Raw genomic sequence first — 17,942 nt, forward strand, 5'->3', positions numbered from 1 at the left:
CGTAGTCAAATGTTAGCGTTAATGGATGGCAACGAATATAACCATCCTGCTACTGCCTCAAAAGTTTTACCTTTAGCACCTTGCGACGGATACTTTCCATATCACTGATGTGTATTTACCTCATTGGTACTACAGAAGCTTACCAGCTGCTGAAGTTGCCCAGTTTTGTAAAACACTATTTCGAACACAGTCAGGAAGATCCTCAACTATCGTTGATGGCATTTATCAAAATGCACTACAACGAAACGGTTGATATAGATGGTGATTGGCAAAAAGACATGCAACTGCCATTTAAGACCCATGAAGATGGTACCAGTCTGTTGCCCCTTGGTTATTTTCCGCCTACGCATGTTACTCCACTCAGGGCTCCGGTACTTATTGTAAGCAAGCCCCGCATTATTCCTTTCCATCAGTTTCTGTTCGATTTATATTCAGCAGACATCTTTCAGCCGCCTCGGCATTGGGTTGCATAATCCATTTTTCGCAACACTATTTCGATACCATTTAAATTATTGCATTCCAGCAACGGCTGGTGTGTAAGCGTATATTATTATGCTCAATGCCATTATTCAATTTTCTATCCGCAATAAATTAATTGTGGGCATTATGGTGGCTGCACTTATTGTTGCAGGCATCATCCACATTCAAAAATTACCCATCGATGCATTGCCGGATATTACCAGCAATCAGGTGCAGGTAATAACCGTGAGCCCTGCATTGGCAGCGCCAGAAGTAGAACGCCTTGTAACATTCACCGTAGAACAAAACTGTTCCAATATTCAAGGCATTACCGAAATGCGTTCCATTAGTCGGTTTGGTTTGTCTGTGGTCACTATTGTGTTCAACGATGAAACTGATATTTACTGGGCCCGACAGCAGGTAGCAGAAAGACTTCCATACATCAAAGACGAAATTCCACCGGGAGCAGGCAGCCCAATAATGGCGCCACTTACCACCGGCCTGGGTGAAGTGTACCAGTACATTGTAAAAGCAGCCCCGGGTTACGAAGGCAAGTATTCGCTTGCCGATTTGCGTACCATTCAGGACTGGCAAATACGTCGCCAATTGTTGGGTACCAAAGGCGTAGCCGATGTTAGTTCATTCGGCGGTCATCTTAAGCAATATGAAATTGCTTTCCGTGCCGAAAAACTCAATAGTATGGGTTTAAGCATTGCAGAAGTGTACAATGCTTTGCAAAAAAACAATCAGAATTCCGGCGGCGCCTACATCGAGAAAAATGATCAGGTGCTTTTCATTCGTACAGAGGGTTTGATTGAAGACATTCGACAGATAGAATCCATTATGCTGAAAGCATCCGCCAATGGAACCCCGGTGTATGTACGTGATGTGGCAACGGTGAAAGAAGGTCATGCCATACGCTATGGTGCACTGGTAGATGGCAGCAAGGGTGAAGTAAGCGGCGCAGTAGTGTTGATGCTGAAAGGTGCCAATGGTATGGATGTGGTGAATCAGGTGAAAGCCAAGATGGAAGTGATTAAAAAATCGCTGCCGGAAGGTGTACTGGTGGAAACATTTTATGACCGCAGTAAAATGGTGGAACGTTCCATTAATACTGTAAAAACAAACCTGACAGAAGGTGCCTTGATTGTAGTGCTGGTACTGGTTTTGTTTTTGGGTAATCTAAGGGCTGGTCTCATCGTAGCGTCGGTTATTCCGCTGGCCATGTTGTTTGCTATCATCATGATGAATTTGTTTGGTGTGAGTGGCAACCTCATGAGTTTGGGTGCCCTCGACTTCGGGTTGATTGTAGATGGTGCCGTGATTATTGTGGAAGCTGTATTGCACCGCTTGCACCACAAAAAAATACCCGGTGGCGTTGCACATCTTTCGCAAGAACAAATGAACCATGAGGTAGAAAATGCCGCCGGCAAAATGATGAATGCAGCGGTATTTGGTCAGGTAATAATTCTGATTGTATACCTGCCCATTTTAGCATTGGTAGGCATTGAAGGAAAGATGTTTAAACCCATGGCACAAACGGTTTCTTTTGCTTTGGTGGGTGCCTTCCTGCTTTCGCTTACTTACGTACCCATGATTACATCGTTGGGCATCAGTAAAAAGATTTCCAGCAAGGTAGATTTCTCCGATAAATTCATGGCGTTGGTTGAAAAATCGTACCTGCCCTTTTTGCAATTGGCTTTGCGTTTCAAAAAGTCATTGATGATTTTAGTAGTAATCGTTTTTGCCACGGCCATTGCATTGATGACGACATTGGGTGGTGAGTTTATACCAGAATTGGAAGAAGGTGATTTTGCAGTAGATACTCGCTTACTAACGGGCAGCTCACTCACAGCTTCAGTAGAAGCTTCGCAAAAAGCGGCAGCCATTTTGGAAGCCCGTTTTCCGGAGGTAGAAAAAATTGTAAGCCGTATTGGTGCCAGCGAAATTCCCACCGATCCCATGCCAATTGAAATGGGCGATCTTATCATTTTACTGAAAGACAAAAAGGAGTGGACTTCAGCGGACAGCTATGATGAACTGGCCGATAAAATGAGTGCTGCGTTGAGTGAAGTACCCGGCTTATCTGCGGGTTTCCAATTTCCGGTACAAATGCGTTTCAACGAATTGATTTCTGGTGCCAGGCAAGATGTAGTATGTAAGATTTTTGGCGAAGACCTGGACTCATTGGCCATGTACGCCGCAAAAATTGGTGCCATCGCTGAAAGGGTAGAAGGTGCCAGTGATATGTACATTGAAGCGGTAACAGGGCTACCACAAATTGTTGTAACCTACAACCGCGATGCAATGGCATTGTACGGTGTAAACGTGGATGAGGTCAATCAAATTATTCGTACTGCATTTGCAGGTGAATCGGCTGGTTTGGTGTATGAAAAAGAAAAGCGTTTTGATTTAGTAATGCGTTTGGAAAACAACAGCCGGCAAGATGTAAGCAACGTACAACAGTTGCTGGTGCCTACTGCGCAGGGCACTCAAATTCCTATGCACATGGTGGCTAATATTGCCATCAACGAAGGACCCAATCAGATACAACGGGAGAATGCCAGCCGGAGAATCATTGTTGCATTCAACGTACGCAACAGAGACGTAGAAAGTGTGGTGCATGAACTGCAAGAAAAAGTAGGCAAACAGGTGTCATTACCCGCCGGCTATTACCTGCATTTTGGTGGAGCATTTGAAAACCTCAATGCTGCTAAAAACAGATTGATGATTGCAGTACCTGCATCTCTTGCGATGATTTTTTTACTGCTGTTTTTTGCTTTCAATTCTTTCAAACATTCCTTGCTCATTTTCACGGCAATTCCTTTATCTGCCATTGGTGGTGTGTTTGCATTGTGGCTGAGAGACATGCCGTTTAGTATTTCTGCCGGCGTTGGTTTCATTGCCTTGTTTGGCGTAGCCGTATTGAATGGCATTGTATTGATTACCGAATTCAACCGACTGAAAAAAGAAGGCCGCATGACATTGCAAGAATTGATTGTAGCTGGTACGCATACCCGTTTGCGTCCGGTGTTGATGACAGCCGCTGTGGCATCATTGGGCTTTTTGCCCATGGCACTTAGTAATAGTGCCGGTGCAGAAGTACAAAGACCGTTGGCATCGGTGGTAATAGGTGGTTTGATTACTGCAACCTTCCTCACCCTCATTGTATTGCCTGTGTTGTATCAATGGGTAGAAACCAATCCACGCATGAACCGGAAAAAAAATAAGCCCACATCTGCTATTATGCTCCTAATGCTATTAGGTGCAGGTATAACGGCACAGGCTCAGCAAAAAATTACATTGGAGCAAGCGTTTGAATTGCTGCCCAAACAGAACATAACGCTGAAAGCCGGGCAACTGCAACAGCAGTATTTGCAGGCATTGCAAAGCACAGCTGGTGAAATGCCCCGCACCAGAATTGTTACCGAGCTGGGACAAACCAACTCAGTAAATTTTGACACCCGTTTTATGTTGTCGCAAACCTTTTTGCCATTTGGTTCGGTAGCTGCGCAGAAGCAGCTGTTTCAATCTGCTGTATTTGTGTTTGAAAAAGAAATGCAATTGCGGGTTGCTGAATTGCGGCTGATGGTTCGGCAACATTTTGCCAACTATGGGTATCAGCAGGAACGCAAATGGCATTTGCAAATGATGGATAGTTTGTATGACAAACAAGTACAACTGGCAACACAACGCTTGCAGGCAGGGGAAACCAACAAGTTGGAGCTGGCTGGTTACCGGCAGCAACAGCAATTGGTAAGGCAAGCCATACAAACCACCGATATTGCTATGCAGCGGGAAGTGCTGCAGCTGCAAGTATTACTGCAAACAACAGCGCCTTTGCAACCCGTGGTAAACAATTTTAAATCCGCAGCATTGTTGCCCGGTATGGATTCAACAGCCATCGCACAGCACCCGGCCATACAAATTGTAGCGGCACAAGCCAAAGCTGCTGCAGCCGAAACACAATACCTGAAAGCACTCCGTAAACCGGAATTAGAATTGGGCTACAACAACCAAAGCTTGATTGGTTTTCAAACCAGCAGAAATGGTACGGATAAGTTTTATGAAGCAGGCACCCGTTTTTCGGCAGCACAAGTAGGGGTGAGTTTTCCGCTGTTTGGCAAAGCATCAAAAGCTAAAGTAAAAGCATCAGCATTGCGGGAGCAAACACTTTTGCAACAGCAGCAAATGCAGCAACAGCAGCTATCGGGCAACTATCAACTGAAGTGGAAAGAGACGCAGTTGCTGTGGCAACAAGTGCAGTCTATTGAAAAGGAATTGCTGCCAGGCAAGCAGGATATTTTGCAAACGGCGCAACAGCAACTCAAAGCCGGCGAACTCAATTATATGAACTGGATGCTGATTGTAGAACCCGCCTTACAAGTACAATTGCAATACCTCGATAGCTGGTTTGCTTATCGTACTGCTGTGGCAGAACTTCAGTATTTACAAGAGAAAAATTAATCAGCTCAATCGTTAAGACATTTCATTATGAAAAAAATATTGTTCTATAGCATCCTTGTTGTATCAACGGCCTGTGGCACAAAGGATGCAGCCAAAGAAGAAGCCAAAGCTCCAGCTGCGGTAAGCACCACTCTTCAATTGACCGATGCCCAAATAAAAAACGGTGGTATCGAAATTGTGGATGTTGTTTCAGCTCATATCAACCAGACTGTGCAACTCAACGGTACCATTGATGTGCCGCCGCAAAACATGGTGAGTATTACCTGCCCTATGGGTGGTTACATCAAGAGTATTGATTTGCTGCCCGGGCAAGAAATCAACAAAGGGGCAGTGCTCATTACGATGGAAGATCCTGCTTACATTCAATTGCAACAAGATTATTTGGTAGGCAAAAGCAAAATGTATTTCCTGGAAAAAGAACTGGAGCGACAGCAGCAATTGGCCGCTACCGAAGCCAGCAGTCAAAAAATGTATCAGCAAACAAAAGCCGACTTTGATGCGCAAAAAGCCATGCAGGAAGCACTGAAACAAAAATTAGCACTCATTGGTATTGATGCAGTACAACTGACCACAGAAAACATGTCTCGTACCATTGCGGTTCGTTCGCCTATTCATGGTTTTATTTCGAAAGTACCCGTTAACAAAGGCCGCTATGTAGCCCCTACAGAAGTACTGGCGGAGTTGGTAGACCCCGGTGATATTCATGCTTCACTTACAGTGTTTGAAAAAGATTTACCCCTCATTCAGAAAGATCAGGAAGTGGCAGTCCGCTTAGTGGCTCATCCCGAAAAAGCCTATCCTGCAGATGTATTGCTGGTGAGCCGCACCATTGACGATACCCGTTCTGGCATGGTGCATTGCCATTTTCATCAGTACTCCAGAGAGTTGGTACCCGGTATGGCAGTAACGGCAACCATCGAATTGGGAAAACAAATGCAGCCAGCAGTACCCGAAGCTGCCATTTTGTTAAGTAAGGGTAAACACTTTGTATTTGTGCAAACAGCAAGCAAGCAATTTCAATTGGTAGAAATTACGCCCGGCGATAAGGAAAACGGTTTGGTAGGCATCAGCAGCAGCAACTTCGATTGGGCTGGCAAAAAGTGGTCGCCAAAGGGGCCTTTAGTTTGCTAGGCATGATTTTGAAATCTGAAGAAGAGGAGTAGAATAGTATCTTTCTGCTTTCTCTTGTGGCAAACAAAATGGGTTGGATGCCGTTTAGTAATATTCGATTTTTATATTGTCTATTAAAAACATTGAACATGATATCAGTTAAAGCGTATGCTGCTCAATCGGCCACAACTCCGTTGGCGCCGTTCTCTTTTGAACGCCGCGACCTTCGCCCCGATGATGTGCAGGTTGACATTTTATATTGTGGTGTTTGCCACAGCGATTTGCATCAGGTGCGAGATGAATGGGGTGGCTCTATGTACCCCATGGTGCCCGGTCACGAAATAGTGGGTAAAGTAGTTGCTGTGGGTAGTGCTGTTACCAAATACAAAGTGGGCGATACCGTAGGTGTAGGGGTGATTATTGATAGCTGCAATACCTGCAAGCACTGCCAGGCCGATTACGAACAGTATTGTGTAGAAGGCGCTACTGGTACCTATAATGCAATGGAACGAGATGGTGTTACTGTTTCGCAAGGTGGTTATTCCAGTGGTATTGTGGTAAAAGAAAAATTTGTGTTGAAAGTGGATGATAAACTCAACCTGAGTGCCGTGGCACCTTTGTTGTGTGCCGGTATCACTACCTATTCACCGCTCCGTTTTGCAGGTGTAAAAGCGGGCATGAAAGTAGGGGTGGTTGGTCTCGGAGGCTTGGGCCACATGGGTGTAAAATTCGCAGTGGCTTTTGGTGCAGAAGTATCTGTGCTCAGCACTTCGCCATCTAAAGAAGCTGATGCGAAGCGTTTGGGGGCAACCAACTTTATACTCACCACCGATAAAGAACAAATGAAGCAATATGGCAGCTACTTCGATATCATATTGGATACTGTAAGCGCCAACCACAATTTTACCGGTTACCTCAACTTGTTGGGATTAGAAGGCAAATTGCTGGTAGTGGGCTTGCCGCCCGAAGCACCCAAAGTGGCACCGTTTTCGCTCATCAGCAATCGGCGCAGCATTATTGGTTCTATGATTGGCAGTATGAAAGAAACTCAAGAGATGCTTGACTTTTGTGCCGAGCACAATGTAGTAGCCGATGTGGAAGTGATAGCCGCAGCCGACATCAACAATGCGTATGACCGCTTGGTGAAAAACGACGTGAAATACCGTTTTGTGATTGATATGAAAACGTTGTAAAACAAACGGACCTATAACTAAAAAACCTCGCTACTGCGAGGTTTTTTAGTTGGTGCCCAGGACTGGATTCCCTGCCTGACTGCGTCAAGCAGACAGGGAACCAGCACACCCGTTCACTTACTATTGAGTTTGTTTTTCAGCCATTGTTTACCATGGCTTGTTTTGAGATATTTTTCTCTCACTCTGGCAGCTGCCCAATCGGGATGTTCTTCAGTGTAAATAATTTTCCAAGGCAAGTGCCCTTTGGTATACTTGCTTTTACCAGCATTGTGTTCTTTTAACCGAAGCTCAGCATTCAAAGCCATTCCGGTATACCAACTCTGGTCAAGCAAACTTTCTATGACATATACGAATACCATAAAACAAAAATAGCCCGAGCATGTTGCTCAGGCTATTAAAGTGCCCAGGACTGGATTCCCTGCCTGACTGCGTCAAGCAGACAGGGAACCAGCACACCCGTTCACTTACTATTGAGTTTGTTTTTCAGCCATTGTTTACCATGGCTTGTTTTGAGATATTTTTCTCTCACTCTGGCAGCTGCCCAATCGGGATGTTCTTCAGTGTAAATAATTTTCCAAGGCAAGTGCCCTTTGGTATACTTGCTTTTACCAGCATTGTGTTCTTTTAACCGAAGCTCAGCATTCAAAGCCATTCCGGTATACCAACTCTGGTCAAGCAAACTTTCTATGACATATACGAATACCATAAAACAAAAATAGCCCGAGCATGTTGCTCAGGCTATTAAAGTGCCCAGGACTGGATTCCCTGCCTGACTGCGTCAAGCAGACAGGGAACCAGCACACCCGTTCACTTACTATTGAGTTTGTTTTTCAGCCATTGTTTACCATGGCTTGTTTTGAGATATTTTTCTCTCACTCTGGCAGCTGCCCAATCGGGATGTTCTTCAGTGTAAATAATTTTCCAAGGCAAGTGCCCTTTGGTATACTTGCTTTTACCAGCATTGTGTTCTTTTAACCGAAGCTCAGCATTCAAAGCCATTCCGGTATACCAACTCTGGTCAAGCAAACTTTCTATGACATATACGAATACCATAAAACAAAAATAGCCCGAGCATGTTGCTCAGGCTATTAAAGTGCCCAGGACTGGATTCGAACCAGCACACCCGTGAAGGCGCTGCGACCTGAACACAGTGCGTCTACCAATTTCGCCACCTGGGCAGGTGATTGATAATCATTGAACCGGGGGTCAATTTTCGGATCGGGTTGCAAATATAGAAGCCTATTTGAAAACTCCAACTGAAATTTTCAAATAGGACATTTTTCTTTTTTACACAGCTACATTAAAGTCGCGGAGTGCATCATTCAAGCTGGTTTTTAAATCGGTGCTGGGCTTGCGCTGACCAATGATTAATGCACAGTTTACACCATACGTACCGGCAGGAAACTGCTTGTTGTACGTACCAGGGATAACCACGCTGCGGGCTGGCACCCGGCCTTTGTATTCGATAGGTTCGCTGCCACTTACATCAATAATCTTGGTGCTTTGTGTGAGTACAACATTAGCACCAAGTACAGCTTCTTTTTCTACAATCACGCCTTCTACTACAATGCTGCGGCTTCCTAAAAAGCAGCCATCTTCAATGATCACCGGGCTGGCTTGCAAGGGTTCCAACACGCCGCCAATGCCTACACCACCACTCAGGTGTACGCCTTTGCCAATTTGAGCACAGCTGCCCACAGTTGCCCAGGTATCCACCATGGTGCCTTCATCTACATAAGCGCCAATGTTTACATAAGAAGGCATCAACACTACATTGCGGGCCAGAAAGGCGCCATAACGGGCTACGGCATGCGGTACGGCACGTACACCCAAATCGGCGTAGTTGCTTTTGAGTTTCATTTTGTCGTAAAACTCAAACGGATGCAGGTTGAAGGTTTCCATTTTGCGGATGCCGAAATACATGAGTATGGCCTGCTTTACCCACTCATTTACCTGCCAGCCGTTTTCGGTTGGCTCAGCCACCCGAAGGCGACCTTTGTCCACTTCTTCAATCACAATTTCTACAGCCTCGCTGTATTCTATTTGTTGCAACAGGGCCCTGTTTTCGAAGGCTGCCTGAATCGCTTCTTTCAATTGCATAATGCTTGTTTTTTAAGTGTCGGGCGGCGAAATTCAATAAAAAAACAACAACCTGCTTCAAATGGCCACCGCTATTGCTTTACTATTTTATAATTCTTGTAAATGAAAAACTGTTTGCCGGTCAGCTTTTCTACCCAGCGTAGTATTTTCTCTTTTGCCGACATATTGTTGACAGCCGGATTGTAATTGAATGTCCAATCCTGAGCTGCAATCCGGGGCTGCATGAGGGCAGGATGCGCTTCATCGAAAGTGGCGAGATAATCAATCTGGCTGTAATCAAATCCATCGGGATTAGCGGCTAAAAATTTGGCCACATAATCTTCTCCATCGTGCCAGCGGCTGCCAAACTCTGCCTGTTTCAGCAATTGTGTTTTCGGGTTTTTTACATAGCTGTAATGAAAAACCCGGCAAGGAATAGACCACACCTGCAACTTACGGGCAGTGCTTTCATCATCGTTGTTGATGAACACCCGAAACCCTTGCGAATCGCGGTAGGGGCGGGCATTAATGCCGTTGCGAACAATGCGAATTTCATGTTGGTGATACCGGCGGCTGGGGCCATAGTGGCGAAAATCGCCATAGAAATTCAGGAACCGGAAAAGAAAACCTTCAATCTTCGGATTGTGCAGGGCAGTTTCCATGCTTTGCCGAATGATGGGCAATTCTTTTTCGTGCAGCACTTCGTCGGCTTGCAGGGTAAAAATCCAGTCGGCATCGGGGCTACAATTGTCAAGGCCGATGTTGGCCTGCAAGGCAAAAATCTTTCCGCCTTTGCGCAAGTCAGCCGGCCAAATGGTATCGACAATCTTGATTTTAGGGTCGCCAATATTTTCAACAGCTTCACGGGTTCCGTCATGCGAATCGCCCACAACCACTACCAGTTCATCTACCAGTGGCAGCAAACTTTTAATGGACTCTACGAATGGATAATCGAGATGAATGCCATTGCGGACGTATGTAAAACCGGAAACTTTCATGCCTGTATTTTTAGCGCAAAGGCCAATGCCTGCGGCTGCAAATGTAGGTGCTTAGCCGGGCAGCACGAATGCTGCAGCATGCTTTGAATATATTTGCACCTACTTTGCAACACATGAATATCGCCTTAGACGCCAAAAGAGCATTTGTAAACGATACTGGTTTGGGCAATTACAGCCGGACTTTGATATCGTCGTTGGCCAAAGATTTTCCGCAGCATCATTACTATCTGTGTACGCCCAAATTGGGCCGGTTGTTTCAGACTACGGGCAGCAACATGGAGGTGATGTTGCCGCAACAACCATTGCATAAAATGTTGCCATCTGCATGGCGTAGCAGATGGGTGGTAGGCGATTTGAAAAAGCACAACATTCAATTGTATCATGGCCTCAGCCACGAAATACCACAGGGTATTGCACAAAGCGGCATTCGTTCGGTTGTAACCATGCATGACCTGATTCATGAACGCTATCCTGACCAATACCCTTGGCTGGATAGAAAAATATATACCCGAAAGTTTCGCTATGCCTGCGCCAATGCAGATGCGATCATTGCCATCAGCCAGCAAACCAAACAAGATTTGATTGACATCTATGCTGCAGATGAACGTAAGATTCATGTGTGCTATCAAAGTTGTCATCCGATGTATGCCCAGCAAGCCAACAATGAAATAAAGAAAGCTGTTCGGGAAAAGTATGGCTTGCCACAGGAGTATCTTTTATATGTAGGTTCTATCATTGAAAGAAAAAACCTGCTGAATATTTGTAAAGCGTTGCATCAAGCCAAAGACGTGACATTGCCCTTGGTAGTAATAGGCAGAGGCAAGGAATATAAAGCGAAAGTAGAAGCATTTATAGCCGGGCATCAACTCGGAACCAGGGTAATATTCTTATCATACAAACAGCAAGCCAACGGAAGGGTAGGTGTGGATGCCGAAGATTTTCCCGCCATTTACCAAATGAGTAGCATGCTCTTTTATCCATCCTTTTTCGAAGGCTTTGGTATACCAGTACTCGAGGGTTTGTACAGCCGGGTGCCGGTTATTACCAGCAATACATCCTGTCTACCCGAAGCGGGTGGCGATGCTGCCTTTTATGTTGACCCATCCAACCCGGAAGATATAGCTCATCAAATGCGCCACATTCTTAACGATGCTGCATTGGTGCAAGAGCACATTATAAAAGGCGTTGCCTATGCCCATCAGTTCAGCAATGAAATTGCGGCAGCTTCCGTGCATCAGGTGTATTCATCTTTGTTTTAAATTCATTGGCACATGTCTATTGCTGCAGTCATCATTGCCTACAACGAAGCCGATAAAATAGCCCGCTGCCTGCATTCGGTAAAAGCCGTGGCCGATGAAATCATCGTGGTGGATTCCGGCTCTACGGACGATACTGTGGCTATTTGTGAAGCGATAGGAGCAAGGGTAATTCATCAGCCTTTTTTAGGGTACATCGAACAAAAGAATTTTGCAGCCAGCCTTGCAACTGCTGATTACATTTTAAGCCTGGATGCTGATGAAGCCTTGAGCGAACTCCTGCAACAATGGCTGCAGCAAGCCAAAGAAAAAGGCTTATCAAAAGATGCTTACATCTTTAACCGGTTGAACAATTACTGTGGTCAATGGATTAAACACGGCGATTATTATCCCGATAAAAAACTTCGACTGTGGCGAAAAGAAATGGGGCATTGGGGAGGAGAAAATCCGCATGATAAAGTGGTGACCGTTGCCAACGCTACCCTTGAAAAGGTGCCGCTGGATATTTTGCACTGGTCGTTTGCCACTGCAGAAGAACACCGCAGGCAAATGATTCGCTTTAGTGACATAGCCGCACAAGCCATGTATACAAGAGGCAAACGAGTGAGCAGCCTGAAACCTTGGTTGAGTGCGGGTTGGTCTTTCTTAAATGGCTTTTTCTTTCGGGCCGGATTTTTAGATGGCTCAGCCGGCTTGCGCATTGCCCGCATGAACGCTTTTTATACCTTGCGTAAATACAAGCAGTTGATACAACTGCAGCAGCTAGCATGAATCACACTAGCCGCCTTTTTTTGCCCGACATTCACGTAAATGCTTTGAGCCTCATCAAAAAGTATTGGCGCATTTGGTTCTTCTCAGCAGCAGTTGTGTTTCTGTATCATGAAGCAAAAGGAGAATGGAACCTTATTTTTCTTGGCCCCGCCTTTCTGTCATTCGCTGATATTATACGGCAATTCATTTCACCGTTTCGTGTGTTGGCTGTTGAGTTTGATGATGAAGCTGGTCAACTCATCGTTCGTTACAAACCGCATTTTCATCCGGAAATTGCTATGCAAATTTCTTATGAAAGATTGCAAGTAAAAGTGTATCAGCGCAGAGGTTGGTGGACAAAACGTCTGAATGAGCTGCCAACAAAATTGGTGTTGATGAGTAACACCACCGAAATGATTGACATTGATGAACGCAAAGGTTTTTCTGATTCTTTGCTGGCTGAACTTTATGCCAACGCAGCCGCTGTTACCAATAAAATTCTGGTACGCTAAATAGCTATACAGCTTTTACATAAATATCGCCATAGTTACCAAAACTACTAGCTGTAAAATCTGCACTACGCATCAGGGCCAAGAGCTCTGCTGCGGGCATCCAACTGTCGAAATGCATTTGCCATGCTTCATCACGACAAATATTGAAGAGCACTTTTCCACCGTACAGATCTTCAATTCTTTCTACACAGGCAATGGTTTTGCCCGCAGGTTCCGGAATAGTGTATTCAAAAGATAAATAGGGCACAGCCGTTTGCAATCCTTTGAGTACTTCCAGCTCAAAGCCTTCTGTATCAATTTTGATAAATGAGGGCTTCCCGTATTCTTCTATTAATTGCTGCAGCGTAATGACAGGCACTTGCACAGGCTTATCCCATTTGTCTTTAAATTTTTGCTGCATGCCGGCAATCCATTCTTTATTGAAAGACGACATGAGCGGATTGGAAGAGATAAAAAAAGTAAGCTCTCCGGGTTCAGCTCCTACACCTTTGGGAATAACCGTGACTGGCCAACCTTTGTACACTTTTTCAATTTCGGCTACACAGGCCTGGTTGGGTTCTAACGCCACAACTTTGGCTTTGAGCAGCAAAAAACTTCCCACTCTACGTCCCATGTTGGCACCTATGTCAAATACCAAATCACCTTCCTGAATGAAGCTGGCATAAAATTGGCGACTGGCTTTCATAGCTGCCGAAGGATAGTTTCTTTCTTTATGAAAAAGCCAGGTATAATACAATCCCATTGCTTTCAATGAACGACGCCAAATGCTTTCCAGATTAATGATTCCTTTCATGGCTATTCATTGGGATTGTTTAAAGCAGTATGGTTGCTGTTTGCTTTCACCATAGAGATGTACGTATCGGGATGAAGCTGCACTTCCTGCATAAAAATTTGTGGTTCGGTGATGTAGGCATTCAGCATGCCATTACTCACTGCCCATGCCACAGCCGGGTCGGCATTGAATGCAATAGGTGTTTGTAATTCTACCATCACTTTGGCCGCATTCAACGACATACCATAGGCATGCAATAAATCGTGATAGCCAGCCTTGCGCAAATGTTTGGAAAATGGTTTGGCAAACAAATGCTTCACCATGGTATGGTTCCATTTCAGCATGCCCAATGCATGCAGTGTATGATAAAAATATTGTTTGATGGTAGTGCTATTTGAGCTTACTCCATTTTTATCGTACCCAAAATATACAGTGTCCCAGTTGGCAGGTAGTTCAGCCAGTATTGCAGGAATCAGCGGCAGTGTATCAAATTGCGGAATCACATCATCTTCAAAAATCAAGGCCCGTTGAATATTGCGTTGAATCATGTCTTCATACACCATGCGGTGGCTGAGCGAACAGGCCACATGCCCAATAATCATCGGCTTATTGTAGCGGTGAAAACCTTTGGCTTTTTCTTCACTGTACAGTTGCGCCAGCAATGCAGCATCTTCTTCCAGCAACTGCTTATTCATGCCATAAAAAAACTGGTAATTCAATCCTTCCAACAACGGCATCAACTTTGCTCTACGGTCAACGGCCCGTTGAATCGTGATGACATAAATCGCATCGAAATAGTCATTCAGTGATTGATAAAACTGTTGGTTGGCGTGACTCATAATAATTGCAGAAAAAGCTGCCGTATTGAGCGGCAGGGTAGTAGTTGGTTGGCCGTAAAGATAGGTGGAGAGCCAGTTGCTGTTTCAATTGGAAAAAGCTTAGCGTTATCTTTTTTTATACAGGCATTGTTGGCAGTTTACATCCCTTTCCCCTACATTTGCAGCGGCAGGTCATACACGACCAGCTCCTGCTGAACTCCCTCAGGACCGGAAGGTAGCAAGGGTAGGCGGTTGTAGCGGTGCGATGTATTCAGCCTGCCACTTTTTTTTCTTTCACCCCCATATTTGGGGGTGTGTCATTTCTGGCAAGTTCCGTTTCTTTGCACACATTCATTTATTCATTGAACAGCGGCTTAATACCGGCCGGTGTCCACATTAAATAAACCATTTACAATGAAGTTTTTTATTGATACCGCAAATTTGGCGCAGATAAAAGAAGCCAACGATTTGGGTATTTTGGATGGGGTAACTACCAACCCTTCACTCATGGCTCAAGTGGGTGTAAAAGGCGATGAAGCCATCATGAACCATTACAAAGCCATTTGCGAAATTGTGGATGGTGATGTGAGTGCCGAAGTGTTCTCTACCGACTTTGATGGTATGATTGCTGAAGGCCAAAAGCTGGCGGCCATTCACCCCAATATTGTGGTAAAAGTGCCCATGACCAAAGACGGTGTAAAAGCCATTAAGTGGTTTTCCGACAACAATATCAAAACCAACTGTACACTGGTGTTTTCTGCCGGTCAGGCTATTTTGGCTGCCAAAGCCGGTGCCAATTACGTGTCTCCCTTCATTGGCCGCATCGACGATAGCAGTTGGGATGGCATGCAGCTGATTGCACAGATTGCCAACATCTATGCCATTCAGGGTTTCAAAACAGAAATTCTGGCCGCTTCTATCCGCAATGCCCTGCACATTGTAAAAGCTGCAGAAGCTGGTGCTGATGTTTGTACCTGTCCGTTGGATTCTATCCTCGGTTTGCTCAAGCATCCGCTTACCGATATTGGCCTCGCCAAGTTTATTGAAGACGCCAAGAAAACGCAGGCTTAATTCAAGAATAATTCCATAAAAAAACTCCGGTAGTGATACCGGAGTTTTTTATTTAGCGTACACCTGTCATAAATGCCCGTGAGTTGAGTTCGGCTATGGCCACCAGTTCGTCGGTTCGGCTGCCAAATGGAGTGTAATATACCAGCACCCGATAATCGTTTTCTGTTTCCCAAATGCTGCCTTCCGTTGGTTTCATAGAGGGCAATGCCTGCCAGCTGTTGCGGGGCACTGTTACATAGCAATAATTATAGTACCCGTTTTTCAGCAGGATAGACGTTTCGTACGCCTGCAGGTTTTCGTTCCATTTCATACGGGTTTGGTCGTTGAGTTGGTACTGCGTCATTTCGCCAAACAGGTATACATCATACTGGTTAGGTATCTCTCCATTTTGGGGCAAAAAAGTGAAATGCACTTTTCCAATATCGCCCTGCCACCAAGGGTTAATATTTTCGATGTGGCTCACCGCATACCGCCCATTGATATCAGCGTAAAAAGCATAGCGAATAGGGCTTCGAATGGTGTCGGGGCGAATGCGTACGTCATAGGGTTGCACGTTATAATTCACCGAAGCTACCCGGTCGCTTTGCAATCTAAAACTGCGTAAATCCAGCCAGCGCCATTCCTTGCCGGCTTCAAATACCAGTTGCTGTTCATCGCTGTATTCAAACGTACGACCGCGGATAAAGGTAGGGTTCGAAATGGTGCGGGCATTGTCCCAACGGTTGTTTTGCATCACCACCACTTTCACTTCTTTGGCAGGGTTCAAAATATCCTGGTTGCGAAAGTTGAGGTCAATCAACAGCTTTTGGTGTGTCAGAAAATATTCTGGTGCAAAAGGTTGCTGCATTCTTGCTGCCAGCGATGCTTTTTCATTCACCACCAAAAAACGCTTCGAAAAAAGCAGCTTCGCCGTATCGCCGTTTTCATACACTTTCAGCAAATAGTTGCCCGATTTTGAAGGCATACTATTGGCCGCCGGCAGGGTGGCGCTGTAGTGTACATATTTCGATTGCGTGGCCGAAGAAAAACGGTATTGATTGAGCCGGACTTGTGTAAAGCCTTTGATATAATCCATGTTGCTCACATTGGCGATGCTCCAATCGGCATTGCACAGCACATAGGTATAAAAGTAGCTGCGGCTGCTGTTGTTGATGTCGTCAAAATGCAATTCGAGCCCTTCCGTTTCGCCAAGGCGAAGAATGGGGTAGAGTAACTGATCTCCTTTTTTGTACAGCTTGATGCCCACCACATTGGCCGACCGGACTTCTTCTGCTAAAGGCTGTGCCTGTGCGGTAAGCACCATACACATTGCCAGCAGGATAGTCACTCGTTGAATTGCTCTTGCTATCATAGAAATCAAAGTAAATCGTTTTTGCCATTACTGATGGAAACGAACAGATATTTGATGTTGTAAAACGTTTTCTTTGACACAATATTGAACACGTGAATATTAGCCGCTATATCGCCAACCGCATTGTAGGACAAAAGCATTCGTCTTACTCGGGTTTTATTGTGCGACTGGCAACGGCAGCAACTGCTGTGAGTGTGGCTACCATGATTGTAACGGTGAGTTTGGTGAACGGGTTTCAACACGAAGTGTCGGATAAAGTGTACAGCTTTTGGGGACACATGCGGGTGCAGGCATTAGAACCGTACCGCAGCATGGTAGCCGAAGAAACACCCATTCATGCCAGCGATAGTGTAGAAAATATACTGGCTGCTCAGCCCGGCATACAACATGTACAAGCTTTTGGTGCCAGGTCGGTGGTGCTGCGTACTGCCGGACAGTTTGATGGCGTATTGCTCAAAGGTGTGGATCTTCGTTTTGCCAGCAGTCCTTTCAAACGCTTTTTGAAAGCAGGTACAATGCTTCAATTTCCGGATAGCGGCTACAGCTCACAACTCATGCTGAGTGAAAGCATGGCCCGGCAGCTGCAGGTAAATGTAGGCGATACAGTAAGCACCATTTTTTTGCGCAACGGTGAAGACATGCGTAGCCGCCGGCAGGTTGTTTGTGGGCTATTCAGCACCGGCATAGAAGAATACGACAAAAATTTTGTACTGGCCGATTTGCGGTTTTTGCAACGCCTCAACTTGTGGACTTCCGCACAAATTGGTGGTTACGAGGTATGGTTTGATGAACCCGCTAAAGCCAGCTTATTGGAAAAAGGCATCACTAAAGCACTGCCGCAGGGTATAGTCGCATCACCCATCGCCGATATTTATCCGAATATTTTCGACTGGTTGGGCATTCAAAACCAAACCAAACAAATTGTAATTGGCATCATGCTGGCTGTGGCCATCATCAACCTCATTACCTGCTTGCTCATATTGGTATTGGAGCGTACCCGCATGGTGGCTTTGCTGGCGGCCATTGGTATGCCACAGCAGTCGCTGCGCAATATTTTTGGCACTATGCTGCCCGTATTGCTGGCCGTGGTATTGCTATTGGTTTAG

The 17,942-nt window shown here is 45.3% G+C and carries 17 protein-coding genes, 1 tRNA gene and 1 other RNA gene; 10 read left to right on the top strand and 9 right to left on the bottom strand.

What is annotated here, in order from left to right:
• Nucleotides 1-80 precede the first annotated feature (80 nt).
• The 4 genes from GLV81_RS08830 (at nucleotide 81) to GLV81_RS08845 (ending at nucleotide 7,229) form a co-directional block, all read left to right on the top strand.
• A complete protein-coding gene (locus GLV81_RS08830; RefSeq protein ID WP_197429048.1) occupies nucleotides 81-473 on the top strand; it encodes a hypothetical protein in 393 nt (130 codons plus the stop codon).
• Nucleotides 474-552: 79 nt separating this feature from the next.
• The gene (locus GLV81_RS08835) at nucleotides 553-4,926 is read left to right on the top strand and encodes a CusA/CzcA family heavy metal efflux RND transporter (RefSeq protein WP_157478544.1); all 4,374 of its coding nucleotides are present in this window, start codon (nucleotides 553-555) and stop codon (nucleotides 4,924-4,926) included.
• A 27-nt stretch (nucleotides 4,927-4,953) separates the two neighbouring features.
• Nucleotides 4,954-6,057 (top strand): efflux RND transporter periplasmic adaptor subunit, encoded by a 1,104-nt coding sequence (locus GLV81_RS08840; protein WP_157478545.1) that lies wholly within the window; start codon nucleotides 4,954-4,956, stop codon nucleotides 6,055-6,057.
• 128 nt (nucleotides 6,058-6,185) lie between these two features.
• On the top strand, nucleotides 6,186-7,229 hold the full coding sequence (locus GLV81_RS08845) for an NAD(P)-dependent alcohol dehydrogenase (protein WP_246186342.1): 1,044 nt from the start codon (nucleotides 6,186-6,188) through the stop codon (nucleotides 7,227-7,229).
• Nucleotides 7,230-7,342: 113 nt separating this feature from the next.
• On the opposite strand, the gene GLV81_RS08850 is transcribed toward GLV81_RS08845, so the two are convergent.
• The 6 genes from GLV81_RS08850 to GLV81_RS08875 form a co-directional block, all read right to left on the bottom strand.
• Nucleotides 7,343-7,588, bottom strand: coding sequence for a GIY-YIG nuclease family protein (locus GLV81_RS08850; protein WP_157478546.1), 246 nt, complete (start codon nucleotides 7,586-7,588; stop codon nucleotides 7,343-7,345).
• Between the two features lie 101 nt (nucleotides 7,589-7,689).
• Nucleotides 7,690-7,935, bottom strand: coding sequence for a GIY-YIG nuclease family protein (locus GLV81_RS08855; RefSeq protein WP_157478546.1), 246 nt, complete (start codon nucleotides 7,933-7,935; stop codon nucleotides 7,690-7,692).
• Between the two features lie 101 nt (nucleotides 7,936-8,036).
• Nucleotides 8,037-8,282, bottom strand: coding sequence for a GIY-YIG nuclease family protein (locus GLV81_RS08860; protein WP_157478546.1), 246 nt, complete (start codon nucleotides 8,280-8,282; stop codon nucleotides 8,037-8,039).
• Between the two features lie 41 nt (nucleotides 8,283-8,323).
• Nucleotides 8,324-8,407, bottom strand: a tRNA-Leu gene (locus tag GLV81_RS08865).
• Nucleotides 8,408-8,516: 109 nt separating this feature from the next.
• Nucleotides 8,517-9,329: a 2,3,4,5-tetrahydropyridine-2,6-dicarboxylate N-succinyltransferase gene (locus GLV81_RS08870; protein ID WP_157478547.1), complete on the bottom strand. Its 813-nt coding sequence runs from the start codon at nucleotides 9,327-9,329 to the stop codon at nucleotides 8,517-8,519.
• A 71-nt stretch (nucleotides 9,330-9,400) separates the two neighbouring features.
• Nucleotides 9,401-10,306, bottom strand: coding sequence for a glycosyltransferase family protein (locus GLV81_RS08875; RefSeq protein WP_157478548.1), 906 nt, complete (start codon nucleotides 10,304-10,306; stop codon nucleotides 9,401-9,403).
• A 113-nt stretch (nucleotides 10,307-10,419) separates the two neighbouring features.
• On the opposite strand from GLV81_RS08875, the gene GLV81_RS08880 reads away from it, so the two are divergent.
• Genes GLV81_RS08880 through GLV81_RS08890 form a run of 3 tightly spaced genes read left to right on the top strand, consistent with a single transcriptional unit; the run spans nucleotide 10,420 to nucleotide 12,824 of the window.
• Nucleotides 10,420-11,565 carry a glycosyltransferase family 4 protein gene (locus GLV81_RS08880; protein ID WP_157478549.1) on the top strand — a complete coding sequence of 382 codons (1,146 nt, stop codon included), beginning with the start codon at nucleotides 10,420-10,422 and terminating at the stop codon, nucleotides 11,563-11,565.
• Between the two features lie 12 nt (nucleotides 11,566-11,577).
• The gene (locus GLV81_RS08885; RefSeq protein ID WP_157478550.1) at nucleotides 11,578-12,333 is read left to right on the top strand and encodes a glycosyltransferase family 2 protein; all 756 of its coding nucleotides are present in this window, start codon (nucleotides 11,578-11,580) and stop codon (nucleotides 12,331-12,333) included.
• Nucleotides 12,330-12,824, top strand: coding sequence for a hypothetical protein (locus GLV81_RS08890; protein WP_157478551.1), 495 nt, complete (start codon nucleotides 12,330-12,332; stop codon nucleotides 12,822-12,824). The genes GLV81_RS08885 and GLV81_RS08890 overlap by 4 nt, the downstream gene beginning before the upstream one ends.
• Nucleotides 12,825-12,828: 4 nt before the next feature.
• Here GLV81_RS08890 and GLV81_RS08895 read toward each other — a convergent pair whose 3' ends face one another.
• Both GLV81_RS08895 and GLV81_RS08900 read right to left on the bottom strand, forming a co-directional pair.
• Nucleotides 12,829-13,617: an FkbM family methyltransferase gene (locus tag GLV81_RS08895; protein ID WP_157478552.1), complete on the bottom strand. Its 789-nt coding sequence runs from the start codon at nucleotides 13,615-13,617 to the stop codon at nucleotides 12,829-12,831.
• A 2-nt stretch (nucleotides 13,618-13,619) separates the two neighbouring features.
• Nucleotides 13,620-14,435 carry a glycosyltransferase family 25 protein gene (locus GLV81_RS08900; RefSeq protein ID WP_157478553.1) on the bottom strand — a complete coding sequence of 272 codons (816 nt, stop codon included), beginning with the start codon at nucleotides 14,433-14,435 and terminating at the stop codon, nucleotides 13,620-13,622.
• A 164-nt stretch (nucleotides 14,436-14,599) separates the two neighbouring features.
• Between GLV81_RS08900 and ffs the strand changes: the two genes are divergently transcribed.
• Together ffs and fsa are read left to right on the top strand one after the other, a co-directional pair.
• Nucleotides 14,600-14,699, top strand: an RNA gene (gene ffs / locus GLV81_RS08905) — signal recognition particle sRNA small type.
• A 129-nt stretch (nucleotides 14,700-14,828) separates the two neighbouring features.
• Nucleotides 14,829-15,485, top strand: coding sequence for a fructose-6-phosphate aldolase (fsa, locus tag GLV81_RS08910; RefSeq protein ID WP_157478554.1), 657 nt, complete (start codon nucleotides 14,829-14,831; stop codon nucleotides 15,483-15,485).
• Between the two features lie 52 nt (nucleotides 15,486-15,537).
• Here fsa and GLV81_RS08915 read toward each other — a convergent pair whose 3' ends face one another.
• Complete coding sequence (locus GLV81_RS08915; protein ID WP_157478555.1) at nucleotides 15,538-16,836, bottom strand: type IX secretion system plug protein; 1,299 nt, start codon at nucleotides 16,834-16,836, stop codon at nucleotides 15,538-15,540.
• Nucleotides 16,837-16,928: 92 nt separating this feature from the next.
• Here GLV81_RS08915 and GLV81_RS08920 point away from each other — a divergent pair, with 92 nt between their 5' ends.
• Nucleotides 16,929-17,942 carry an ABC transporter permease gene (locus GLV81_RS08920; RefSeq protein ID WP_157478556.1) on the top strand — a complete coding sequence of 338 codons (1,014 nt, stop codon included), beginning with the start codon at nucleotides 16,929-16,931 and terminating at the stop codon, nucleotides 17,940-17,942.

The organism is Phnomibacter ginsenosidimutans, from assembly GCF_009740285.1.
Taxonomy (GTDB): domain Bacteria; phylum Bacteroidota; class Bacteroidia; order Chitinophagales; family Chitinophagaceae; genus Phnomibacter; species Phnomibacter ginsenosidimutans.